Below are 23,877 nucleotides of genomic sequence, written 5' to 3'. Positions count from 1 at the left end.
ATCTAGCGCTCCCCCGTGATGAGGCGACGGATATAGGTATTGAGGATCACCGCGAGGAGCAGGATGACGCCGAGGAAAACGCGGAACAGCGAGCTTTCGACGCCGGCAAAGAACAGCCCCTGCTGAACCACGCCGAAGATCAGCGCGCCCAAAGCCGCGCCGATGACAGAGCCATAGCCCCCGGTGAGCAACGCGCCCCCAATAACCACGGCGATGATCGCTTCGAACTCCTTGAGAAGGCCGCGATCTGCTGCCGCCGAGCCAAACTCCATGACCTGACAGGTGGCGAAGACCGTGGCGCAGAAGGCCGAGAAGACGAACATGGCGATCTTTACCCGATCGACGGGGACACCGACATAACGGGCGGCCTTGGCGTCGCCGCCCGCGGCGTAAATCCAGTTGCCGAAGCGGGTGCGGGTGAGAAGGATATGGGCGAAAACGATCAGGATCAGCGCCCAGACCATCAGCATGGGAATGCCATCGACGACGGGCTGGCCTGCTTTATTGCCGGCCTGGAAGGTCGCGATCAGGCCCATATCGGCGAGCCAGGTGAAAAAGAAGCCGAGGACTTTTCCGCCGAAGACCGGCGCAAGCCAATCGCCTTCCGCCGCTTCGCGAACGCCGCTGATGATGGTTTGGCGCGTGGTGGCGATCGAGAAATAGATGGTCAAGCCGCGCAGGATATAAAGCGAAGCGAGGGTGACGATGAAGGATGGCAGGCCGGTCTTGATGACGAGATAGCCGTTTATCATGCCGATCAGCATGGCACCGATGAAGGCCGCGATGATCGAGGCCCACATGGGCCAGCCGAGATGCACGCTTAAAAGCGCGATCACGATACCCGCAAAGCCGATCATGGACCCGACCGACAGATCGAACTCGCCTGCGATCATCAGGAGGCAGGCGCCGACCGCGATGATGACGAACTGCGCGGACACGACGCCCCAGTTCATGATGCCATCGGCCGCGAACATGCCGGTCCCGCCGGCGACGACGGCGAAGTAGATGAAGACGACGACTGTTCCGGCCATGGCGCCCAATTCGGGACGCACGAAGGCCTTGCGCAGGGCCGACTGGCGCTGAACGCGCTCGTCTGCGGCCGCTACGCCCGAAGGCTGCTCAATCATTTTTGAAACCTTTGCCGAAGGAGGTAACGGGGCCATCGAAACGGCCCCGTTGCACAGAACTCAGCGGTACTGACCGGCATATTGCTCGACGAGAGCAATATTGTCCTTGGTGATGAAGCCCGGGCCGGAATTGATCGAATTGCCCGGGACGACGCCATAGCGCGCAAGATTGGTCAGGATGACGACGGGCAGATAACCTTGGAGGAATGGCTGCTGATCGATGGCGAAATTGATCGTGCCATCCTTGATACCGGCGGCAATTTCGCTCGACAGGTCGAACGTGCCGAAGAAGATCGTGCCGGCTTTGCCATTGTCATTGAGGGCAGCGATGGTTGGGTGCGCAGAGGTTGGCCCGAGGGTTAGAATGCCATTGGTATCGGGATTGGTCTGGAGATAAGCGGCAACCTTGGACTGGATTTCTGCGGGGTCCTGGCCCGCATCGATCATCTGATTGCCCAGTTCTACGCCGAGAGCGTCGGCAAAGCCCTGGCAGCGTTCGACCGAAGCTGGATTGGTGATGTAGTGATTGACGCAAACAAAGCTCGTCACGCCGGCCGCCTTGGCCTTTTCACCGGCGCCGAAACCGGCGTCATATTCCGGCTGGCCGACATGGAGAAGCGCGCCGATTTCCTTGGACTGTTCTTCGGTGCCCGAATTGATGGTGATGACTGGGATACCACGCGCCACGGCATCGGAGAGCGGGCCAGACAAAACGTCGAAATCGGCAATAGTGGAAATGATCCCGTCAGGGTTCGACGCAGCAGCCTGCTCGATAATGCGCGCCATATCGGCGAGATCGCCGGTCGGCGGATTGCGGTATTCAACAGTTACGCCCATCTGCTCGCCAGCGAGCGCAATGGCGTTCTTGATGGTGTTCCACCAGCTATCAGAATCCGGTGCGTGAGACACCAGCACGAACCGCTCGCCTTCGGCATAAGCGGGGATGGCAACTGCCGGCAATACAATGGCAGCCAGCGCGAGGGCGGCAAGGCCCTTCGTCAAAACGTTCATCGATTTCCTCCCATGTGAGCGGAACCAAATGACATTTTTGTTCTATATGGTTCAGCTACGAAACAAACATTCCATTTTCCTGGACTTTAGTCAACGACAGTTTTCTTGAATGCGGTACTGATGATTATCAAGAAACGACAGACGTTTAGTATTGCATTTGTGCGATACTACCAATGAATGTCGGATGTTTAGCCGATGGTCGCCAATATTGCTGCTCCTCCGGTTACGTCGCGTAAACGTCCAGATCCGGCGTTTTTAGCTTTCGTGAGAAGGCGGTCCCCATCACCTTTCTGAGTGGCGGCGTGCTGGCGAGATGAAGGGCGGCGTGGAGGAACTTGATACCGATCGAGGTTTGGGGGTTCATCATCTTGATGCCAAATTTCGGCACGCCTTGGCCATCCTCGACCATTGGGCGCATGGCTTGCTCATAGCGCGAAAAGGCAGTTTCGATATCGGCGTTTCGGGCGAGCTCTTGGGCCAGCACATAGGCGCCGGTGACCGCCAGCGTGGCGCCTATGCCGGCCATGGGTGTCGCACACCACGCGGCGTCGCCAAGGAGGGCTATGCGGCCCTTCGACCAATTTTCGAGGCGAACCTGACGTAACACATCGAAGTAAAAGTCGTCGGTTTGATCAAGCCCGGCGAGAACGCGGTCGGCCTGCCAGCCGGCGTCCTTGAACTGATCCCGGAGAAAAGCGCGCTGCTGCTCCTCGTTCCAGTCCTGTTCTCCCTCATGTGGCTTGCGTATTGATAGCATAGCGCGAGCAGTGCCGTGATCATCGGGCCGGAGGGAAATGCTGCGGCCATGCGTGGTATTGTACCAGCGCCACATGCGGTCATCATCGGACGCGCGGGGAATGGTGAAATAAGCGATCGTGAGGTCCATCCAACGTGGTTCATTCTCGCCGGGAAACACCAGTTCACGCGAGGCGGAGCCGACGCCTTCGGCAATGATCACAGCGTCAAAGCTATCGCTGCGGCCGCTCTGGAACGTTACCTCGACGCGGTCGGCATGATCGATGAACTCCGCGATACTGTCTCCAAAGCGGAAGTCGCATCGGTCCTTGGCCGCGTCATAGATCAATTCGGCCAGGTCGCCACGAAGGATCTCGAGTTCCGCCGTCGGACCATCGGCGCCGAGTTCTTCGGTGACGAATTCTGCGACAACCTCTCCGTCATGGTCGATCCATGCTGTGCCTTCTTCCTTCGTACCCCGATCGAGCGCGGCCTCATCAAGTCCCATGCGCCGTAAGACCTCTCGACCGACATCCCGCACATCGATGTTCTGCCCACCCTTGCGGAAATCCGGCCATTTTTCGACGACGGTCACGTCAAAGCCCAGCTTGCCGAGCCAGAAGGCCGCCGTATTGCCGGCAATGCTGGCGCCCGAAATCAGAATGCGTTTGCTCATGGTATCATCTCCCGATGATCCAATAACATCACTTCTGATATTTCGTTCCTGCTGCCTTGGTGAGATTGTCGCTGAAGCGTTGAAGGAGCGCGACCAGTTGCGCAATCTCTTCGGTCGAAAACCCGGCAAGGCCGATCTTGTTGAGCGAGCGCAAGATATCCCCGCCCCGCAGCGCTGCCTGTTTTCCCGCCGCGGTCAGTTCGATCATTGCGGCGCGTCGGTCAGCGGCAACGGCCACCCGTTCGATCATATGGAGGTGTTCGAGTTTGCCAAGGACGGCGACCAGGGCTGGTTGCCGCACTGCCGAATGCAGCACGATATCGCGCTGCAACATTGGCCCCTTCCAATGAAGCAGCATCAGCGGCGCTACGAGCGCCAGCGATAGACCATCGGCCCGCAGGGCCTCGTCGGCAAGACGATTGAACGTCTGTGCGGCGTGGGTGGTCAGGAAGCCGGGCGCAACAGCGGCCTCAGGATGCACCTCAATGTCATGTGCTCCCATTGCCAATTCCCAAAGCCAATCTTCAGCGACTGGTTTTAGGAACGCTCTACACTGCTTGCAAGGCCAGAGATCAGTTGGTGTGGAGCACCGACAACCTAAATCGCCGCAGATGCTCTCTTCCCCTATCCAGCCCATGATCGTTCCCGATCAGGAGTTCAAAGATGCGAGCTAGAGATAACTGGCTTCGAAAAGCTGCTTTGAGTAGGCGTGATGTGTTGCGCCAGTCTGAAGATCTTGCTTGTCGAGTTGATCAACGAAAGTGCCGTCTTTCATGACGAGGACGCGATCGCACATGTGGGCGATGACCGCCAGATCGTGGCTGACAAGGACGTAGGTCAGTTGCTTGGTTTCCTTGAGGTCACTCAAAAGGTTGAGGACTTCGGCCTGGACAGACACGTCGAGCGCCGACGTTGGTTCGTCCAATAAGAGAATATCCGGCTCGAGCATCAAGGCGCGCGCAATAGCCACGCGTTGGCGCTGGCCGCCGGAAAGCTCGTGAGGAAACCGTTCGGCGAAACTACTGGGTAGACCAACCTGCTCAAGTGCAGATCCGACCTTGTCCCACCCACCGCCGCGTTTCATGGCTTGAATTGGCTCCACAAGCACACGCTCGATGCGGTGACGCGGGTGAATGGAGCTGAACGGGTCCTGAAATACCATTTGCGCCAGAAGGAGCTGCTCGCGGCTGCGATCTTTGCTCACCGGTTTGCCGGCGAGGCTGATTGAGCCTTCCCAATGGCGGTCCAGTCCGGCGAGCGAGCGGAGCACGGTCGATTTTCCGCACCCGGATTCGCCGACAATTCCGAGCGTCTCACCCTTCGCGACGGCAAAGGATACGGATTTCACCACCTGGCGACGCGCATCGCCCTGGCCAAACGCGACCGCAAGATCACTGACTTCGATCATGGCTGAACTCCCGCTGCGTCGATGGCTTTTCGATCGAGCACTTGCAGGCGCCGAACCGGTTTGCGTGGATCGGGCATGGCTGCAATCAGTCCCCGCGTATAGGGGTGCTGCGCATCTTCGAGTTTTGTCAGGGTCTCGACGACCTCGCCCTTGTACATCACCAAAATACGTTCGCAGAAGGCTGCGACCATGCGGATGTCATGGCTGATAAGCATGAGACCCGAATTGTTTTCACGCACCATTTCGTCGAGGAGCCGTAAAACATCGCCGCGCACGCTGACATCAAGAGCGGAGGTTGGCTCGTCGGCAATCACGAGCCGCGGTTTGGCCAGCAGCATCATGGCGATCATCACGCGCTGACCCATGCCACCTGAGATCTGGTGCGGATAAAGCGCCATGGTGCGTTCAACATCTGCGATGCGGACACGGCTCAGCATCTCTGCCGCGCGGGCGTAGGCGGCCTTCTTCCCGACCTTGAGATGGAGCGTTGCGGCCTCAGCGACCTGCTTGCCCACGGGCAGAACAGGGTTCAGCGAATAGCGCGGATCCTGCATGATCAGAGCCAGTTGATTTCCACGCAATCCGCGCATGACGCGCTCGCTGCGGGTCAGAAGCGGGGCACCTTCGAAGTCGAGCTGATCTGCACGGACTGTCGCGACGGGGGGCAGAAGGCGCATAAGCGCTCGGCCCACCGTGGACTTGCCGGAGCCTGACTCGCCAACCACGCCAAGACGCTCGGCGCCCAGGTCGAAGCTGACCCCGTTTACGGCGTTGACAGAGGCACGGCCGAAACGGACCGACAGATTGCGGACTTGGAGAATGGGATCAAGAGCGGGCATGGCGCGGATCCAGAATATCGCGGAGAGCATCACCCGCCAGATTGAAGGCAAGGCTGGTGACGAGGATGGCGATGCCGGGCATGACCGCGACCCACCAATTGTCGAGCATGAACTTGCGGCCGCTGGAAATCATGGCACCCCATTCCGGCGCTGGCGGCTGCGCACCGAGGCCCAGGAAGCCGAGCGCGGCTGCGGTGAGGATGATGCCAGCCATATTCATAGTCAGGCGCACGACGACCGAGGGAATGCACATGGGCGCGATGTAGCGGAACAGCAGCCGAAGCGGCGATGCGCCGTATAGCCGGGCAGCAGCGACATAGTCGGTATTGCGTACGATGAGCGTTTCGGCCCGCGCGAGCCGAGCAATTGGGGGCCAACCGGTAAGTGAGATCGCAATAATCGCTGTTTCCAGCCCCGCACCGAGCGCAGCCGCAAATGCCAGTGCCAAAATGAGCGAGGGGAAAGAGAGGACGATGTCTGTAATCCGCATCAGAATGGCGTCTGTCCGTCCGCCGACAAAGCCAGCGACGATACCGATCAGCATGCCCAGCGGGCCCACGATGACCGTAACCGCCAGAACGGTTTGCACGGTGATACGCGTGCCGAATATGAGGCGAGAAAGGATGTCGCGGCCAAATTCGTCGGTGCCCGCCCAGTGGGTCCAGCTGGGCGGCTTGAGAACATTGGATAAGTTCTGCGCTGTCGGGCTGTAGGGCGCAATCAAGGGCGCGAAGATGGCAATAACGACCAGCAAAAGCAGGACAATGAAGCCGAACATGCCAAGCGGTTCGCGGCTGAGCTTGGCTATGGCAGAGCCAAAGCCTGAGCCGAGGCGAGACGCGGAGAGGAAGCTTTTGGTTCGCGGCGGGACGGTCTGGGAAACGTTCACGTCGTCACCTCACGAGTACGCGGATCGAGCACGAGATAAGCGAGATCCGAAAGGAAATTGAGGACCATGAAGATGATGCCGATGATCAAGGTTGCCGCCACGACGGCGTTCATGTCGCCGATCATGAGGGCATTGGTCATGTACTGGCCGATGCCGGGCCATGAAAACACGACCTCAGTCACGACGGCCCCTTCGAGCAGCCCGCCATAGGCAATGGCCAAAACCGTTACGAGCTGGACGGCGATATTGGGAAGAAGATGTCCCGAGACGATGCGCCAATTGGAAGCGCCTTTGGCGCGGGCCGCAATCACATAGTCCTGGTTCAGCTGCTCGAGAGTGAAGCTCCGGGTCATTCGGGTGATATAGGCCATAGCCGAATAGGCCAGAATGCAGGCGGGCAGAATGATGTGGCTGACTGCATTCCAGAAGACTTCATAGTCACCAACGAGGAGACTATCGATCAACAGCAAGCCGGTCTGTGGTTCAACGAGACCTTCAAGGTAGATGTCGATACGACCAGGACCACCAACCCAGTTGAGCGTCGCATAAAAGATGACCAGCCCGACAATGCCGAACCAGAAAACGGGAATGGAATGGCCGACAAGCGAGATGACGCGGGCAAACTGATCGAACCAGCTATCCCGAAAGAACGCTGCCGTCATCCCGAGCGGCACGCCGATCACGGTCGAAAGAACGACAGCAAGGGTCGCCAGTTCGAGAGTTGCCGGAAAAGCGGCGCGCAAGTCGTTGACGACTGGGTTGCCGGTCAAAATGGCGGTTCCGAGATCGCCCTGAACCATTGATGTCAGATAGATCCAGAACTGCTGATAGATCGGCAGATCCAGACCCAACCGCTGGCGCATGGCTTCATAGGTCGCCGGATCGGCAAGTTCGCCGACAATAGCGCCAACAGGATCGGTGGGCAGCACGCGGCCGATCACGAAGGTGACGAGGAGGAGGACAAAAAGGCTCAGGAGCAACTGCCCAATGCGCCGGCCCAACTCTATAAAAGTGAATTCCTTCATGATCGGCCGTTCGTCCGTTAGTTGCCGGAGCTTTTTGTTACGTCTTCAAGCCGTGTCAGGGACAGGGGATGACCTTCATAGCCCTGAACCTTGGCATTGATCACATAAGGCTCGAACCGTTCGAACATCGGGATCACTGCGGGGCTTGAGGCAAGGAACAGTTCCTGAATTTCCTTGATCAGCTCGGCACGACGCGCATCGTCACGCTCGCCATTTGCTTCGTTGCGCAGAGCGTTGAGTTCAGGAATGTCCCAGTCAGAACGCCAGACAAAATTGCCGGCATTGTTCGCTTCAAGCGAGTTGTCCGGATTGGTGACGTAATTGTCGATAGAACCCAAAGCCGTTGGCATGAATGCGCCAGTCTGTGGGATCAGCAGATCGAAGTCGCGCGCACGGTGGGCAGCAACGATGTCTGATCCATTCCCCTGCTGGACGCGAACATTGAGGCCGATCTCGGAAAGGCTTGCCTGGATGGCGGTTGCCATATCGACGCGCGGGGTCTGAGAAATGGTCTTGATGGTGAGGTCGAAACCGTTGGGATAGCCGGCTTCGGCCAACAAGGCGCGCGCCTTTTCGGGCTGGAACGACCAGTCGGGATTGGCAATAGCGCCTTCAAAATCTTCTGGCACCGGCACATTGCGCGCACGTCCATATGGGCCAAGGATCGTGTTTGCGATGCCTTCGTAGTCAATGCCGTAAGCAATGGCCTGACGAACCAGAGGATTGCTGAGTGGCTCGCGACCGGCATTCATCGCCAGGGCATAAAATCCACCAGTCTTGCTCTGGCCGATCTCAAAACCTTCCTTGCCGTCAAAGACCAACACGTCAGGCGCAGTCAACGCATTGGCGATATCGATATCGCCACGCTCAAGCATCAAACGAGCTGCCTGGCTTTCCGGTGCGTGACGCATGGCAACACGGCGCATCGCCGGGGCACCGTCCCAATAATCGGCGTTCGCTTCGAGGAGGACAATGTCATTGGGCGTCCAACGGCGGAGGGTAAAGGGACCGGAACCTGCAGCATTGGTCCGCAGCCACTCGTTGCCATAGTCGTCATTCACGACATGCTTTTGCACTTCGACGCTGTCGACGACACTCGCCGTGCCCATTGTCAGGCGGTAGAGAAGGGATTCTGGGATGACGCCGTCGGTCATTTCGATACGAACGGTCTTGTCATCGACCGCAGTGACCAAGCTCTCGATACGATCAGCGGTGTAGCCGGCATTCTTGAATGACGCGGCAGCAGACTGGTCTAGCTTGATCAGGCGGACGAGCGAATAGACGACGTCCTGGGCACGCACCGGATTGCCGGACGTAAACTTGGCGTCCCGCAGATGAAAGGTGATCCCGGCATCATCGATGTCCCAGCTTTCTGCCAACTGAGGACGAACGGCATAATTGTCCTCCGAGCTGAATTCGACCAGGCGATCATAGATATTGGCGAGAATTTCCTGGGTCTTTACTTCGGTACCCTGCTGCGGGTCGAGAGAGAGAACCTGGGCAAGGGATGTACCGATAACGAGCTGATCATCGGGGGTAGCCGCGAATGCGAGAGGCGACACTGCGCTCATCAGGGCGAATGCGGCACCTGCCAGCAGATGCTTTGAAAAATGCTTCATAAAGACTCCTCCGTCTTGTACCATATCCGCCATAGCATGTCGGTTGTATGTCGTATTATGATTATGGCGTTTCCAAGCGGATGGCAATAGTCTGTCACATACCGGTGTTTGTTGAGGGGAGAGACCAAGTGGAACAAGTGGTTACGCGGCGCCGCCCGCGCTTGGCGCAGATTGTCGTGGACGAATTGCGTCGTCGAATTGCCTCTGGAGCGCTTCCCGTCGGCTCTCAACTGCCGACCGAACCGCAGCTTGAACAACAGTTCGAAGTGAGCCGCACCGTTGTGCGGGAGGCCATCGCCGAGCTGCGCGCATCCGGGCTCGTAATCCCAATCCAGGGCAAGGGAATCTTCGTCTCGGAGCAGACGCGACCTGCCATGATCGATCTGACGCCCAGCGAGATTCAGAGCATTCCCCAGACCCTCGAAATGCTCGAATTCCGTATGGCAATTGAGACAGAGGCGGCAGCAATTGCAGCCTATCGCCGCTCAGCCGAACAAGAAAATGCTATCCGCGCAGCCCACCATGACATGGCGAATCGAGTGATCGAGGATCGACCGACCACCGACGCAGATTTTGCATTTCACCTCGCGATCGGGGCAGCGACGAACAATCGGTTTTTCATCGATGGCCTGAAACGGTTCGGGCCTGCATCGATTCCGCGCAGTCAGTTCCCTACCCTGCCAAGTGCAAAAGATCCGGCTTATCTCGCCGGCGTTGTTGCAGAGCACGAGCGCATCCTCGATGCCATTGCCGATCAGGATCCTGATGCTGCGCGGCTCTCCATGCGCGAACATCTGCTTGGCAGTCAGAAGCGGTATCGCCGCCTCGCACGCTAAGTTGGCAACGACCTCTCGACATCATAGATAAATTCATATTATGTCATACCTCATATCAGGAGGTTGATATGGATTTCGCCGTTTGGCAGCGTTTGAGACATCCGCAAAGGCCGCGCTGGCTGCACCCACTGCGTCGATCTGACGTGCGAAATGCTGATTGCTTCAACGACTATCCTGCCCTGCCGACGCCCAACTCCACTCGGTAGCGCGAAATGAGGGTGCGACTTTGCAATCAGTCACGTCGCGCTGTTCCTTCTTCCTCCAGGCTTGAATTGCAAGCGGCTGAACTGCGCCACCATCTTCCAACTCTTCACTCACCCTATTCAGGAATCTTGTTATGACGCCTTCCGAACTCAAGGTTGCACTTGGCAGCGGGCTGCTCTCCTTCCCCGTCACGACGTTCACCAAGGACCTTGCTTTCGATGAGGAAGCCTATCGTGCACATATCCACTGGCTCGATGGCTATAAGGCTTCAGTGCTTTTTGCGCCGGGCGGTACCGGTGAGCTCTTTTCCCTCACGCCGCTAGAAGTCGCCTACGTAACGAAGGTCGCCAAGGCAACGTCAACCAATACCCCCATCGTCGGCGGCGCCGCTTATGGCACCGCAATGGCGGTTGAAATGGCAAAGGCGGCAGAGGCTGCGGGCGCTGACGGCATACTGTTGCTTCCGCCCTATCTGATGTTTGCGGAACAAGACGGTTTGGTCGCTCACGTAAAGGCTGTTTGCGATGCCGTCGGCATCGGCGTCGTCGTCTACAATCGCGACAACATCATACTCTCTGCCGATAGCCTACAGCGTCTGTGCGATCAGTGCCCCAACCTGATCGGCCTCAAGGACGGACATGGCGAGGTCGATCGCGTCATCGAGATAACGACCAAGCTTCAGGATCGCCTGGTCTATATCGGCGGCATGCCGACCCATGAGCTCTATGCTCAGGCCTATTTCTCTGCCGGCGTTACCACCTATTCCTCAGCGGTCTTCAACTTCGTGCCAGAGCTTGCCCAAAAGTTCTACTCGGCCCTGCGCGCTGGCGAAAAAGCGACGACCGACCAAATCCTGAAAGACTTTTTCTTCCCGCTTGTTGCGCTGCGCAATCGCAAGAAGGGCTATGCCGTTTCGATCATCAAGGCGGGTCTTGAAGCACGTGGACGCATCGCGGGCCCCGTTCGTCCACCTCTCACTAACCTGACCGCGACCGAAATGGACGAACTCAAGGCGCTCATCGCCAAAGTCGCCTAACCCTCATCCTGCGGCTTTTGCCTCCCTGTGAGCCGCGGGCAGGCTCTCTGGCTCTTAGCCGGAGAGTCTCGCAATTGCCCCACTCAAGCGAGTGTTGCCGCCACAGCCATCAAGCCTGTCTCGGCGCCGTGGCGAGACCGCACTTCCATAGTTGAAGGACACTAAACATGTATGTTGGCACCCAGCTAAGCGGCGGCATGCTCGAGGAATTTGGCGACGCCCATCTGCGCCAGCTTGCCCAGCTTGGGCTCTATCATGTCTGCATTGATCCCATCGGTGCGCCACGCGACTGGACGCGTGACCTGCTGGCGCGCCACATCGAGCGCGTCGATGCCGCCGGCCTCAAGCTGGACATGGTGCAGCTTCCGCTCGCCTCGTTGAACATCGATACCCAAAACATCGACAAAGTGAGTTCGCCTGCCATCGTCCTTGGACAGGGTGACGAGCGCGATCGTCAGATAGAGGGGATTTGTCGGCTTATCGAAGACCTCGCCGCGCTCGGTGTCCATTCGGCCAAATACAATTTCAGCTATCTGGGCGTCCCCCGAACGCGATCTGAACGCGGACGTGGCGGCGCGCTGGTGCCGACATTCCGCGCTGATCAGATCACCAATGCCGACGATCTGACATCTGCCGGCCGGGTGACGGCGGACCAATTCTGGGAACGCATAACCTACTTCCTCGAACGCGTTATTCCAGTGGCCGAGGCCAATAAGGTTCGCCTTGCGTGCCATCCAAATGACCCGATGACGCCCCCGAACTATCGCGGCATCGAAGACAGCGTCATCTCACATGTCGAAGGGCTGAAGCGCTTCGTGTCCATCGCCGAAAGCCCCTATCACGGGCTGAACTTCTGCCAGGGCACGATCGGTGAGAGCCTCGAAAATCCACGCGAGGAGATCGCTGACGTCATTCGATGGTTCGGTACGCGTGGAAAGATTTTCAACGTCCACTTCCGCAACATTCAGGGGAAGCGCTTCTCGTTTACCGAAGTTTTTCCGGACGATGGCGATATGGATATGGCCCACAGCCTGCGAGTGTACAAAGAATCCGGCGTCAACTGCATGATCATGCCGGATCATGTGCCGGAGATCGATGGGCAGGCGCCATTCGAGACAGCATTCGCTTTCTGCTATGGCTATATTATCGCCCTGTTCCAGGCGAACGGCTGGGATCCCTACGGCCGATAAACCGACCATCAACAGCAGCACCATTCTCCAAGCGGCTAGCCCGCTTGGACTTTTGCATTAAGGAGCAGGACGGTTAGTGACCAGTCCTGCTTTTTGATTGTCGCGAAGATGTTTTTCCCGGGTAGCGGGAGAGTAGGCGTGGTTCGCAATTCCCAGACAGACGCCTCAACTGGCGCAAACTCGCCCTAGCTGCGAGGGCGTAACATTTCGCGCGTGATTACGTCACACGCCTGGCGCGCAGGACTGATATTACACGCAGCTTATGATGAGAGTGTCTGAAAAAAAGTTCCTTGCTAACAGCGCAAGGAAATGGCGCGCCCGAAGAGATTCGAACTCCTGACCCCCAGATTCGTAGTCTGGTGCTCTATCCAGCTGAGCTACGGGCGCGCATGCCGCACGGTGGCGGATGCTATTCGGTGGGGAGCAACTTGGCTCTCCCCGAAAGCGAGGCAACCCATATAGTGGTGCTTTGCGCATTGCAAGCGTGTGACACGCACTTTTTGAGTGAAGCTGTCAGAGGCTGTGAATATCTCGTGGAAGCGTCAACTCGAACTGGGTGCCGGGCTCGGCGCTGTCGACATAGCGCAAGGTGCCGCCATTGGCCTCGGTGAGTTCACGAGCGATGGCAAGGCCTAGACCAGTGCCGCCGGCGCGCGCAGAGCCTTCGAAGGCGACGAAGAGATTGTCCTTGGCACGAGGCGGCAGGCCGGGGCCATTGTCGCTGATGAGCACGATCGCCTGTGTATCGGTCAGCGTGACGGTCGCGGTGATTTTCTGGCCGAACGTCTGCTGCGTCGCTTCCAGAGCCTCGCGGGCGTTTTTGAGGAGATTGACGAAAACACGCGTCATCTGCCCCGCATCGAGAAAGACGGAGACATCACCCGGCGCTGCAAGATCGAAAGCAATCGTGGGATGACCCGCGAGGTGCGCCTCGAACGCGGCATCCTCAATCAGCGCCTTGAGTTGCACCGGCGCAGGCTGCGGCACGCTGGTGGCCTCGCGACCATAATCGAGCACCGATTGAGCAAAGCCGATGGCGCGGTCGAGCGTCGTCACGAGACGTGGCGCGAGACGCTGGACCTTGGGATCGTCCAAAGTCGCCACCTGATCGGACAGAAGCTGAGCGGAGGTCAGCGTATTGCGCAGGTCATGATTGATCTTGGCGACCGCAAGGCCGAGATCGGCCAAGTGCCTTTGCTGGCGCAGCATGCTGAAAAGCTCGCTCTCCATCGCCGATAGTTCGTGTTCGAGAACCCCGATTTCATCGCGCCGCGAAGTCGGATCGAGGATGAGCGTTGCGTTCTCAGGCGCCTTGCGGAAGCGGAGGATATTGGTGGTCAACCGCTGGACCGGCAGGATGAAAAGCTGGCTCACGAGCATATAGAGCGCGAAAGCGGTGACGGCCGCGATGCCCAGAGAAACCAGCACGATATTGCGCGAATAATCGATGAGGTCCGCCCGCAGTGGCCGCTCCGACATCAGGATCTCGACCTGAGCCTCTTCGAGATCGCCCTCGCCAATGATGCGAAGCGTGCGTCCGGGGCCGGCAAAGAGCGTATCGAGCGCGCCGACGATAAGGCTCGGGAGATCTCGCTGGCGCATATCGGCCGTAACCACGCGCTCAGGGGTCACCGGATCGGCAAGTTCGATGAGCTGGCTCTGGCCTTCGCGGCGATACACAATGGCGTTGGCGCCTGCAGAGGTTAGGAGGCGATCGGTCAGATTGCGCGGTAGCGACATGACATCGGGCACAGCGTCGAGAACACGCGCCGCGACGATGCCAACGCGCAGACGATCATCGAGCCAAGATGCGCGATAGGTGGCGAGCGAGGGCAGATAGATGATGATTTCGACAAGCAGAATCACGGCGATGATCGTCGCGATCAGCTTATTGGAGAGGCCGAAAAAACGGGCCGGTGTCACATTGGATTCGTCTGTCATCGCAGCTCGATCATAGGAGATGACGGGCTTGGGCGTCAGCCCCTCAACCTACCGCTCGAACAGACGACGGATCGCGCGACCGCCCTGCCCTCTCTTTGATACGTATTGAGCGGCCAAATAGTTCTCTCCAAGTCGTGAAAGAACCTCCATTAGGCTGGGACGCGGCACGGGCAACCGGGCAAGATCGAGAAGACCACCTTTACGATCCGCGACGAGCGACAGGACGCCCGCCAATTCGGCGGCGTCTGGCCCCAGAATAGTCGCGCGCCCAATCTGGCCGCTTTCGCTCACGCTCACTTTGAGAAGGCCGGAGCCTTGGCCCATCGCTGCGGCGCGGTCGTTTTCCGCGAGGTTTTCACGGAGGATCGTTTCATTGCCCCCTTTGCGCCCAAGGCCGGCCGGAGCGATCTCGGCCATTGCGGGCTCGGTAAGGACAGTCCGCGGTATGCGCAAAGAGGGCGGTGAACTGCGCCCAAGCGCGGCTTCGACTGCCGCCCGGCCTTCGGCCAGGGCCTCGGACCACTCTGCGCGCCCCGCAGCATAGCCGGCAAATCGCACGAAGCGCGAGGACGAGGCGCCAAGAGCACCGCGGACGAATCCAATCGACGCTGCGCTCGGCTTGAGCTTCAGTTTGGCGATGTCGATTGCGTCGAGATCGACTTCTTTGCCCATCGAGATCAGCAGGTGCGAGGCGTCGAGTGCGTCAGTCGCGCCATCTGGTCCGGCAATTTCCACGCCGATTCCCTGTGACCGCTTCTTTATTGCGGAAACGCGCACCCCATCACGAATGGTAACGCCTTCTTCCCGGAGCGAGCGTAGCAGCAATGATACAGCCTCGGGATCAAAGCCCGGAAGCAGCTCGCCGTGCGGTACCAGTGTCACCTCGGCGCCAAGCCGGCGCTGGATTTGGGCCTGCTCCAAGGCGCTGGCATCGCCACCGACGATAACAAGGTGCGTGAGCTTCCGCTGATTCTCGAGGATGGAATCGGTGGTGAAGGCGGAAACATCTGCCAAACCTTCGAGATCAGGAAAAACGGGCAAGCCACCTATGGCAATGATCACCGCTCGCGGTTTGATCGTTATATCGCCGATCACCAGCGACCGCGCATCGATGAACCGGACATCCCCACGCATCACCGTGACACCACGCGCAGTCAGAATTTCTGGCGCAGTCGCGCGCATACGGTCGTCAACGAGCTTGGTAGCACGCTCGCTGATCTGTTTGAGCGAGACTTTGAACTCGGATGCGCCGATGCCGAGATCGGGCGCCCTGCGTATATCTTCGACACGCCGGGCGCTCTCCGCCAAGGCGGCCTTGCGCAAGGAAAGATGAGCGGCATCGCCCGGCTCCGGCGCGCCGCGATCGGCCAGAACCACATTGGCGCCAAGACGACGAGCATAGAGCGCGAGCTCGACGCCGAGGCTCCCGGCACCGATGATGCAAAGATCAGGAGGAGTGGACACGGGCAAAGCTCCGCCGCAGGCTGAATAATGCCTGCACTTATGCTGTTCCCTGCCCGGCTTTACAACCGCCCCGAAAGCGCAAGAGAACGGGCCTTGCCGCGTTGACTTGGCGGCTGGTTTTCCCTATAGACCCCTCGAACAAAGCTGGCGCGCTCTGCCCTGCCGGCCGGATAAGTTTTATGCGCGAGAAGCGCCAGCAATAGAGGAACCGTGCGGTTGCGCGGTTAAAAGTCATGAAGCGTACTTACCAGCCTTCCAAGCTCGTGCGTGCTCGCCGTCACGGTTTCCGCGCCCGCATGGCCACCAAGGACGGCCGTGCGATTCTGAACCGCCGCCGTCGCGACGGCCGCAAGAAGCTCTCGGCCTAAGGCTGTTGGCCGGATGACGGCCGACGCTCCAGCGGAAGCGACATTGCGCCGCCTCAAGCGGCGCTCGCAGTTTTTGAGGGCAGCCCGGGGCAATCGCGCCGGGCGCTCTGCGTTTGGAATGCAGGTTGCACCGGTCGAGGATGCGCTGCCTGGCGTCGGGTTCACCGTCACCAAGAAGGTGGGCAATTCCCCGGAGCGCAATCGCATGAAGCGTCGCCTGCGGGCGGCTGCGGCAGCTTGCGCAGATGACTTTCGGCCCGGACACGACTATGTGCTGCTGGCAAGGCGCGAGGCCCTGAGCAGGCCCTTTGCCAAAATGATCACCGACCTTAGCGGTCTTATAGCCCGCGTGCATGACACGGAAGCGGACGACAATCGGATACGGCCCGGGCGCGACCCACGGAAATCGACATCATGAACCTAGACAATCGCAATGTGATTCTCGCCGTCGTGCTCAGCATGCTCGTGCTGTTCGGCTGGCAGTTCCTCGTTGCCGGACCGCAAATGGAGCGTGCGCAGCAGCAAGCTCGGATCGCCGCTGAACAGCAGGTCGAACAGGAAGCGCTGGCCGTCCCGGCCGCCAACCCCGATGGCACTGTGTCGGCAGCAACGCCCGCTCAGCCCGCCAGCGCTCAGACCTTTGCCGATCGTGCCAGCGCCCTCGCTGCTTCGACCCGCGTCGCCATCGACACCGAAGATCTCGCAGGTTCGATCAACCTGACCGGCGCGCGCATCGACGATCTCCGCCTCGAAAAGTATCGCGAAACGGTCGATCCCGAATCCCCGATCATCACGCTCCTGAGCCCCTCGGGCGCCCCCGGCGGCTATTATGTCGAACATGGCTGGGCTCCTGCAGCCGGCGCCAGCGTCGCGCTCCCTGATTCCAATACCGTCTGGGCTGTCGAAAACGGCGCGACGACGCTGACCGCTGCGACGCCTGTGACGCTGGTTTGGGACAATGGCCAGGGCCTGATCTTCCGCCGCACCATTGCGCTCGACGAGCATTATCTCTTCACCATCACCCAGTCGGTCGAAAATACCGGTGCGGGCGATGTGTCGCTGTTCCCCTATGCCCGCGTCGTTCGCCAGGGCACCCCGCCGGTTCAGAACTTCTTCATCCAGCATGAAGGCCCGATCGGCGTTCTCGGCAACAACAACTACGTCTCGCGCAAATACCATGATCTGCAGAACGACAAGCAGGTCGACTTCGCCTCGACCACGGGTTGGCTCGGCATTGCCGACAAATATTGGGCAACCGCCGTGCTGCCTCAGCCGGGTGCCGGCATCAATGCGCGCTTTGCCTATTCGACCCAGGGCACGACCCCGATCTACCAGACCAACTATGTCGAAACCCAGCCGGTCGTCGTGCCGGCCGGTGGCACCGCATCGAGCGAAAGCTTCGTCTTTGCCGGCGCCAAGGAAGATCACGTCATCTCGGCCTATCAGACCGAGCATGGCTTTGATCGCCTTGAACTCCTGATCGACTGGGGCTGGTTCCACTTCCTCACCAAGCCGATGCATTGGCTACTGGTGACGCTCTATGGTCTCCTCGGCAACTTTGGTCTTGCGGTTCTCGCCGTGACCATTATCGTCAAGGCCATCTTCTTCCCACTGGCCAGCCGGTCCTATGCCTCCATGGCCGCCATGCGCCGCGTGCAGCCGGAAATGAAGGCGATCCAGGAGCGTCTCAAGGAAGATCGCGCTGCTCAGCAGCAGGCGATGATGGAGCTCTACAAGAAGGAAAAGATCAATCCGCTCTCGGGTTGCTGGCCGATCCTGATCCAGATCCCGGTCTTCTTCGCGCTCTACACGGTTATCTTCATCTCCATCGAAATGCGGCATGCGCCGTTCTTCGGCTGGATTCAGGATTTGGCCGCGCCCGATCCGACCAACATCTTCACGCTCTTTGGCCTGATCCCTTGGAATCCGACCGTTCTTCCGGTCGTTGGCTCCTTCCTCCACCTTGGTGTGTGGCCTGTGATCATGGGCATTACCATGTGGGTGCAGATGAAGCTCAATCCGCCGCCGCCGGATCCGACCCAGGCAATGATCTTCAACTGGATGCCGATCATCTTCACCTTCATGCTCGGCGCCTTCCCGGCCGGCCTCGTGATCTACTGGGCCTGGAACAATACGCTGTCGGTGACCCAGCAATGGGTGATCATGAAGCGCCATGGCGCCGAGGTGAACCTGTTTGGGAACATCCTCGACACCTTCCGCAAGAAGCCCAAACCGGCTGAAAACTCCAAGAGCTAACGACATTCCCGCACGATACGGGGCCCGCTGGAAAACCAGCGGGCCCTCGTCTTTGAGGCCGAGGACCACATGACCGAAATCGATTACCCAACCGACCTCATCGAACGCGGCCGCCTGATGTTTGCGCGCCCGATCCTCTTCACCAAGGGCTGCGTCAGCCTCGCCGACCTGCCGCCGATGGACCGCGTGGAAATCGCCTTTGCCGGCCGCTCCAATGTCGGCAAATCGAGCCTGATCAATGCGCTTTGCGGCACGTCGAACCTCGCACGCACCTCGAACACGCCCGGCCGCACGCAGGAACTCAACATCTTCGAGAGCCAGAGCGAAAACCTGCGCATCGTCGACATGCCGGGCTATGGCTATGCCAAGGCGCCAGAGCCGAAGGTGAAGGCCTGGACCAAGCTGGTCCATCAGTATCTCGTTGGCCGCGCCACGCTGCGCCGCGTCTATGTGCTGATCGATAGCCGCCATGGCCCGAAGGACAATGACCTCAGCGTCATGAACGAGCTCGACCGGGCCGCAGTCAGCTACCAGGTCGTGCTGACCAAGGCGGATAAGCCGAATTCGGCCGATGTCGAAAAGGCGCTGGAATTGACGCGCTGGTCGATCGCTAAGCGCCCCGCCTCGCATCCCCGTGTGCTGCTTACCTCAAGCGAAAAAGGCACGGGGATCAAGGAATTGCGGACCGAAATCGCCATGCTGCTCGCGAGCAGCAGCACCTGACATGCAAAAGCCCCGCCGGTCCTCTGACCCGCGGGGCCTTCTTGTTAGCTGCGCCTGGTATCAGGCAGCGTAGCGCGTTGCTGAGCGTATATCGCCGATATCGAACACCGCGACGATCTGATCGAGTTCTTCAGCCTGTGCCTCGGTCTGCTCGATGGCGGCATTCGTTTCTTCGACCAACGCCGCATTGTGCTGGGTGATCTCATCCATCTGCCGCACGGCGACGCTGACCTCACCGATCGACTGCGCCTGAGCGCGGCTCGCTTCGGCGATTTCCCCGATCAGTTTGGCGCTTTCCTTGACCGAGAGATTGAGCGAGGCAATCTGGCCGGCAATCTGCATGACGACTTCGGTCCCGGCGTGGACCTCGCCGGCAGAGATTTCGATGAGTTGCTTGATCTCCGAGGACGCCTCCGCGGCCGATTGAGCGAGGCGCCGCACTTCGACGGCAACCACGGCAAACCCCTTGCCTGCCTCCCCTGCCCGCGCCGCTTCAACCGACGCATTGAGCGCGAGGAGATTGGTCTGGAAGGCGATGTCGTCGATCATGCCGATGATGTTGGAGATCTTGGAAGACGAAGTCGAAATTTGCTGCATGGCGGCATTGGCAGATTCCATCGCAATGCCGCTTTCAACCGCAATGCGCGAGGCATCGTTGACGGAGCGATTAGCCTCGACGGCACGCTTTGCATTCTCGGTCACGGTGCCTGAAAGGCCAGCCACGGTTGATGTCGTCTGCTGCACCATGGCCGCCTGGCGGCTGGTGCGTTCGGCAAGGTCATTGGAGCCAGCGAGGATCTCGCCAGTGGCCGTCTTCAGAAGATGCGAAGTATCCTTGAGGCGCCCCATCAATTCACCGAGCCGATCCGCTACCGCATTGGTATTGTGCTGCAATTCGGCAAAGGCGCCGCGGAATTCGCCGTTTACACGCTTGGTCAGGTCAGCCTTTGCCAGGGCCGAGAGCACTTTGCCGGTGCCCGTAAGGCCGTTGTCGACGGCATCGAGGAGAGAGTTGACCTCGCCGGCCAAACCGCTGAGTTCAGGCTGGCTATAATCGGCAGAAACGCGCTTGGCGAGCTGACCACCCATCACGGCCTGCAGCGTCTCGCGCAGGTCTTCGGTCAACCGGTCGGAGGCACGGCGGCGGTGCCCGCTTTCCGTGCTGCGCTCCTGCTCGCTGCGCTCGAGTTCAGCCTGTTCGATCAGCGCGCCGCGGAAGCTGGAAAACGCATCGAACATCACCGTGAGCTCGTCCGAAACCTTCTGCGCCGGGATTTCGATGTCGGTATTGCCTTTGGACAATTGGGCAGTAATGCCAACGAGTTGTGCGAGCCGCGCGGCAACAACCTTCTGGAAAAACACGAGGACGGTCAGGCAGCCCATCGCTGCGCCAAGCCCCGCGAGCAGTAGTGTTGCGATCGCAAAGACCTGAGCGGTTTCAAGACGATCAAGGCCTGCCTGCAAGTCCGCATGGACGAGACTTTCAAGGCTGGTCGCTTCGTTGATGACGCTATCATAGCCTGCGTCGAATGCCGTGTCGGCGGCTGATCCAACGCCCTCTTGGCCATTGCCGCGCGCGGCATAGCGCTGCTCACCAGCGGCGCGGAACGCGCTGAGCGCCTCCGCGACCTTGGTGATGGCCGTCTGGACGCCTTCGTCGGTCGAGGCGAGGTAGGTTTCGTCGCCGCTCGTGGCGCCATTTTGGATAGCGCCCAGATAGAATTCGGCGCGGTCGAGTTTGGCCCAAACCTCTGCAATATCTTCGGTTTCGTCGCCGCCCATGATCTCTTCGAATTGAAGATGGGCTGCTGTCGTGTTCAGCTTGATTTCCATCGCCGCCTTGATGTGGGGCGCGAAACTGGTGCCGACTTCGTCGCCACGATCGGCGAGGGATTTGGCGCTGAAAAGAGCCATGCCACCGAGGGCAGCGACGATGACACCAAAGCCTATAAAGACGATGAGGAGCTTTTTGGTGATGGATAAGCTATTGAAGCCAAACATATTTGCAGACCTTGACGCTAGGGCATGCCTGCAAAGATGAACCTTCTTAGTTAATACGCTGTTTCACATAAGTTATGACGCGTTGTTGCGGAAGAAAGCGCCAATGTAATTGGCAACCCGAGAACTGTCGGATTGCTTATCGAATGACTTGAAACCCGTCTCGACAACTTCATCTGGCGCGATGCCGCGGCGGAGATCGACGAGCGCCTCGGCATAGCTATCCACAAACTCCGGATGTGGCTGAAAACTCAGGGCTTTTCCTGTTTTGTAATGAAGGCCGGCATTGGGAGTAAAGGATGAGCCGAGGATGACTTCGGCATCGCCTGGCGCCTCTATGACCTGATCCTGGTGCGAGCAGGCGATAGAGAGGGTTTCGGGCGCATCGGGCATGAAGCCGGGGCGGGCTTTGACCTCGTATGTGTGGCGGCCAAGTCCCCAGCCCTTATGGGATTTCTCGACTTTTCCGCCTAGGGCATCGGCCATGATCTGGTGGCCGAAACAGACGCCGAGCATGGGGATTTGAGCGGCGTAGGCTTGGCGGATGAAATCGCGGAGCGGGGGCAGCCAGGCGTGATCTTCGTAGACGCCGGCGGGTGAACCGGTGATCAGAATAGCGTCCAACTGCGCCGGATCGGGTAGCATTCCGTTATCGTCGACAGCGATGACGTCAAAGCTGAAATCGCCATCAGCGCCGCCCAGCATGCGCTCGAACATTTTCGGGTATGAGCCGAACTCGGGACGGAGCTTTTCGGGGACGTAACCGGTCTCAATGATGGTGATGCGCATCGGAGCCAATGGGCTGAACAGGATGCTCCACCTATAAAAGCTCGGGCCGGAAGTGCAACTCCGGCCCGCTCAACTCAGCCATGCCGATCAGGCGGCGACGAATTTCAGCGAGACGCCATTGATGCAATAGCGCAGGCCCGTCGGCGCGGGACCGTCGTTGAAGACGTGGCCCTGGTGACCACCGCAATTGCTGCAATGGACTTCGGTGCGCGTCATGCCAAAGCTGTTGTCTTCAGTGGAGCCGATGGCAGCCGGGATGAAATCGTAAAAGCTCGGCCAGCCGGTGCCACTGTCGAATTTCGTTTCGGACTTGAACAGAGCCTGATCGCAACCGGCGCAGTGGAAGACGCCCGTGCCGTGCTCGTCATTGAGCGGGGACGTGAATGGACGCTCGGTGCCTTCATGACGGAGAACGTCATAGGCGGCAGGGTCAAGCTTGGCCTTCCATTCCGCATCGGTCAGCTTAAAGGGAAAATCGCCTTCGGCAGCGCTCGGCTGATCGCCCGTGCGCCAAAGCGTCAGCGCCGAAATCGCGGCCATGGCCGAGCCGGCGGCAAGAAAACTGCGACGAGAGATCTGCATGGTAAAATCCTTTCGAGCACAGGCGCATCTTAGCCGATCGTAGGGGCGCTGATGCGTCAAAAAATAGAGAGGCTTCGCACCGGGGGGAGCGAAGCCTCGTCACCTCATTAGGGTCGGCGTGGACGGGATACGCATTCAGGCCGGGGAGTGGAGCCACTCATTGCCAAATGCACCCTTCGACCCAGTTGAGATTACATCTTGGGGGTGAGAACCTTGTCGATGACATGGATCACGCCGTTCGACTGGATCACGTCGGCGATGGTGACATTGGCAACGGTGCCGTTTTCGTCGGTCACGGTAACCTTGCCATCAGCAGCCTTGAGGGTCAACTTGCAGCCACCAACGGTGTCGACGACATGTTCGCCGCCATCAGCTTCAACCATCGAGACGATATCGGTCGACAGAGCCTTGGCCGGGATAACGTGGCAGGTCAGGATCTTGGTGAGCTGATCCTTGTTTTCTGGCTTCAGGAGCGTTTCGACAGTGCCGGCTGGCAGAGCGTCAAATGCTTCGTTGGTCGGGGCGAGAACGGTGAATGGGCCCGGGCCGGAGAGGGTTTCAACGAGGCCGGCAGCCTTGACGGCAGCAACGAGCGTCGTGTGATCAGCAGAGTTTACAGCGTTTTCGACGATGTTCTTGTCAGCAAACATTGCTGCGCCGCCAACCATCGGGTTGTCCTGCGCAAATGCTGCGGTGCCGGTGAGAGCGCCAAACGAGAGAACGGCTGCAACCGAGAGAGCACGAATAGAAATGGTCATATGAAAGTTCCTTCCTGTAATTCTGTTCCCGTTCATTGTCGGGACATGGAGAGATACGGAGGAATTTTCGGATCAGTTTTCGCGAGTTTCAGTGTTTTTGCGAGAAAGTTAGTGAAACTTTTTGGCGACGGGTGCCGTGCGGGTTTGTTCAGGAATGGGACGGATGCCGTCGAGAGGCATGAAAGCCGCTGAGGCTTCTTAGACTGGCACGATATTGCACCTATCTCTCCTCAACCACGGCGCTTCCCTCGGGCTTTACCCGAGGGTCGCTCGCACAAGCCTAGATGTTGGTGGCTCCCACAGAGGCCCTTGTCTGTTGAAAGTGTGCGAGATTGGTTCCGGGAGGGCGATCGATTGGCCCTTGGTCATCAGACCGTACCCGAGCGTGATCCCCTCCCGGTTT

The 23,877-nt window shown here is 59.1% G+C and carries 22 protein-coding genes and 1 tRNA gene; 7 read left to right on the top strand and 16 right to left on the bottom strand.

What is annotated here, in order from left to right:
* Window positions 1-2: 2 nt before the first annotated feature.
* The 9 genes from ASG47_RS19000 to ASG47_RS18960 all read right to left on the bottom strand — a co-directional run bounded on the left by ASG47_RS19000 (window position 3) and on the right by ASG47_RS18960 (window position 9,329).
* Window positions 3-1,127 (bottom strand): ABC transporter permease, encoded by a 1,125-nt coding sequence (locus ASG47_RS19000; protein WP_061911818.1) that lies wholly within the window; start codon window positions 1,125-1,127, stop codon window positions 3-5.
* 60 nt (window positions 1,128-1,187) lie between these two features.
* The gene (locus ASG47_RS18995) at window positions 1,188-2,138 is read right to left on the bottom strand and encodes a sugar ABC transporter substrate-binding protein (RefSeq protein ID WP_061911817.1); all 951 of its coding nucleotides are present in this window, start codon (window positions 2,136-2,138) and stop codon (window positions 1,188-1,190) included.
* A gap of 223 nt (window positions 2,139-2,361) precedes the next feature.
* A complete protein-coding gene (locus ASG47_RS18990; RefSeq protein WP_061911816.1) occupies window positions 2,362-3,549 on the bottom strand; it encodes an FAD-dependent monooxygenase in 1,188 nt (395 codons plus the stop codon).
* A gap of 28 nt (window positions 3,550-3,577) precedes the next feature.
* Window positions 3,578-4,051, bottom strand: a complete 474-nt coding sequence (locus ASG47_RS18985) for a MarR family winged helix-turn-helix transcriptional regulator (RefSeq protein WP_061911815.1) — start codon at window positions 4,049-4,051, stop codon at window positions 3,578-3,580.
* Window positions 4,052-4,219: 168 nt separating this feature from the next.
* Window positions 4,220-4,957 carry an ABC transporter ATP-binding protein gene (locus ASG47_RS18980; RefSeq protein ID WP_061911814.1) on the bottom strand — a complete coding sequence of 246 codons (738 nt, stop codon included), beginning with the start codon at window positions 4,955-4,957 and terminating at the stop codon, window positions 4,220-4,222.
* A complete protein-coding gene (locus ASG47_RS18975) occupies window positions 4,954-5,796 on the bottom strand; it encodes an ABC transporter ATP-binding protein (RefSeq protein ID WP_061911813.1) in 843 nt (280 codons plus the stop codon). Before ASG47_RS18975 ends, ASG47_RS18980 begins: the two co-directional genes overlap by 4 nt.
* A complete protein-coding gene (locus ASG47_RS18970; protein ID WP_061911812.1) occupies window positions 5,783-6,685 on the bottom strand; it encodes an ABC transporter permease in 903 nt (300 codons plus the stop codon). The genes ASG47_RS18975 and ASG47_RS18970 overlap by 14 nt, the downstream gene beginning before the upstream one ends.
* The gene (locus tag ASG47_RS18965; RefSeq protein ID WP_061911811.1) at window positions 6,682-7,710 is read right to left on the bottom strand and encodes an ABC transporter permease; all 1,029 of its coding nucleotides are present in this window, start codon (window positions 7,708-7,710) and stop codon (window positions 6,682-6,684) included. The genes ASG47_RS18970 and ASG47_RS18965 overlap by 4 nt, the downstream gene beginning before the upstream one ends.
* A gap of 17 nt (window positions 7,711-7,727) precedes the next feature.
* On the bottom strand, window positions 7,728-9,329 hold the full coding sequence (locus tag ASG47_RS18960) for an ABC transporter substrate-binding protein (RefSeq protein ID WP_061911810.1): 1,602 nt from the start codon (window positions 9,327-9,329) through the stop codon (window positions 7,728-7,730).
* 80 nt (window positions 9,330-9,409) lie between these two features.
* Between ASG47_RS18960 and ASG47_RS18955 the strand changes: the two genes are divergently transcribed.
* The 3 genes from ASG47_RS18955 (at window position 9,410) to ASG47_RS18945 (ending at window position 12,595) form a co-directional block, all read left to right on the top strand.
* Window positions 9,410-10,165: a FadR/GntR family transcriptional regulator gene (locus tag ASG47_RS18955; RefSeq protein ID WP_061911937.1), complete on the top strand. Its 756-nt coding sequence runs from the start codon at window positions 9,410-9,412 to the stop codon at window positions 10,163-10,165.
* Window positions 10,166-10,502: 337 nt separating this feature from the next.
* Window positions 10,503-11,405, top strand: coding sequence for a 5-dehydro-4-deoxyglucarate dehydratase (gene kdgD / locus ASG47_RS18950; RefSeq protein WP_061911809.1), 903 nt, complete (start codon window positions 10,503-10,505; stop codon window positions 11,403-11,405).
* A gap of 167 nt (window positions 11,406-11,572) precedes the next feature.
* The gene (locus ASG47_RS18945; protein ID WP_061911808.1) at window positions 11,573-12,595 is read left to right on the top strand and encodes a mannonate dehydratase; all 1,023 of its coding nucleotides are present in this window, start codon (window positions 11,573-11,575) and stop codon (window positions 12,593-12,595) included.
* Between the two features lie 310 nt (window positions 12,596-12,905).
* On the opposite strand, the gene ASG47_RS18940 is transcribed toward ASG47_RS18945, so the two are convergent.
* The 3 genes from ASG47_RS18940 to ASG47_RS18930 all read right to left on the bottom strand — a co-directional run bounded on the left by ASG47_RS18940 (window position 12,906) and on the right by ASG47_RS18930 (window position 16,000).
* Window positions 12,906-12,982, bottom strand: a tRNA-Arg gene (locus tag ASG47_RS18940).
* 126 nt (window positions 12,983-13,108) lie between these two features.
* Entirely contained in the window at window positions 13,109-14,536 is a 1,428-nt protein-coding gene (locus tag ASG47_RS18935) for a sensor histidine kinase (protein ID WP_061911807.1), read from the bottom strand.
* Between the two features lie 48 nt (window positions 14,537-14,584).
* Complete coding sequence (locus ASG47_RS18930; protein WP_061911806.1) at window positions 14,585-16,000, bottom strand: FAD-dependent oxidoreductase; 1,416 nt, start codon at window positions 15,998-16,000, stop codon at window positions 14,585-14,587.
* Window positions 16,001-16,233: 233 nt separating this feature from the next.
* Here ASG47_RS18930 and rpmH point away from each other — a divergent pair, with 233 nt between their 5' ends.
* From rpmH to yihA, 4 genes are all read left to right on the top strand, one after another.
* Entirely contained in the window at window positions 16,234-16,368 is a 135-nt protein-coding gene (gene rpmH, locus ASG47_RS18925; RefSeq protein ID WP_035077916.1) for a 50S ribosomal protein L34, read from the top strand.
* Between the two features lie 43 nt (window positions 16,369-16,411).
* Window positions 16,412-16,786, top strand: a complete 375-nt coding sequence (rnpA, locus tag ASG47_RS18920) for a ribonuclease P protein component (protein WP_244487139.1) — start codon at window positions 16,412-16,414, stop codon at window positions 16,784-16,786.
* Window positions 16,783-18,624, top strand: coding sequence for a membrane protein insertase YidC (gene yidC / locus ASG47_RS18915; protein WP_061911804.1), 1,842 nt, complete (start codon window positions 16,783-16,785; stop codon window positions 18,622-18,624). Before rnpA ends, yidC begins: the two co-directional genes overlap by 4 nt.
* Before the next feature lie 69 nt (window positions 18,625-18,693).
* Window positions 18,694-19,347: a ribosome biogenesis GTP-binding protein YihA/YsxC gene (gene yihA, locus ASG47_RS18910; protein WP_061911803.1), complete on the top strand. Its 654-nt coding sequence runs from the start codon at window positions 18,694-18,696 to the stop codon at window positions 19,345-19,347.
* A gap of 60 nt (window positions 19,348-19,407) precedes the next feature.
* On the opposite strand, the gene ASG47_RS18905 is transcribed toward yihA, so the two are convergent.
* From ASG47_RS18905 to ASG47_RS18890, 4 genes are all read right to left on the bottom strand, one after another.
* Window positions 19,408-21,348 carry a methyl-accepting chemotaxis protein gene (locus ASG47_RS18905; protein WP_061911802.1) on the bottom strand — a complete coding sequence of 647 codons (1,941 nt, stop codon included), beginning with the start codon at window positions 21,346-21,348 and terminating at the stop codon, window positions 19,408-19,410.
* Between the two features lie 72 nt (window positions 21,349-21,420).
* Window positions 21,421-22,134, bottom strand: a complete 714-nt coding sequence (locus ASG47_RS18900; RefSeq protein WP_061911801.1) for a type 1 glutamine amidotransferase — start codon at window positions 22,132-22,134, stop codon at window positions 21,421-21,423.
* Window positions 22,135-22,221: 87 nt separating this feature from the next.
* Window positions 22,222-22,710 carry a peptide-methionine (R)-S-oxide reductase MsrB gene (msrB, locus tag ASG47_RS18895; protein WP_061911936.1) on the bottom strand — a complete coding sequence of 163 codons (489 nt, stop codon included), beginning with the start codon at window positions 22,708-22,710 and terminating at the stop codon, window positions 22,222-22,224.
* A 197-nt stretch (window positions 22,711-22,907) separates the two neighbouring features.
* Complete coding sequence (locus ASG47_RS18890; RefSeq protein ID WP_061911800.1) at window positions 22,908-23,474, bottom strand: fasciclin domain-containing protein; 567 nt, start codon at window positions 23,472-23,474, stop codon at window positions 22,908-22,910.
* Window positions 23,475-23,877 lie beyond the last annotated feature (403 nt).

Source organism: Devosia sp. Leaf420 (assembly GCF_001425445.1).
Classification (GTDB): Bacteria; Pseudomonadota; Alphaproteobacteria; order Rhizobiales; family Devosiaceae; genus Devosia.
Note: the sequence above shows the minus strand (reverse complement) of the source record. Positions and strands in the feature narration are given on the sequence as shown.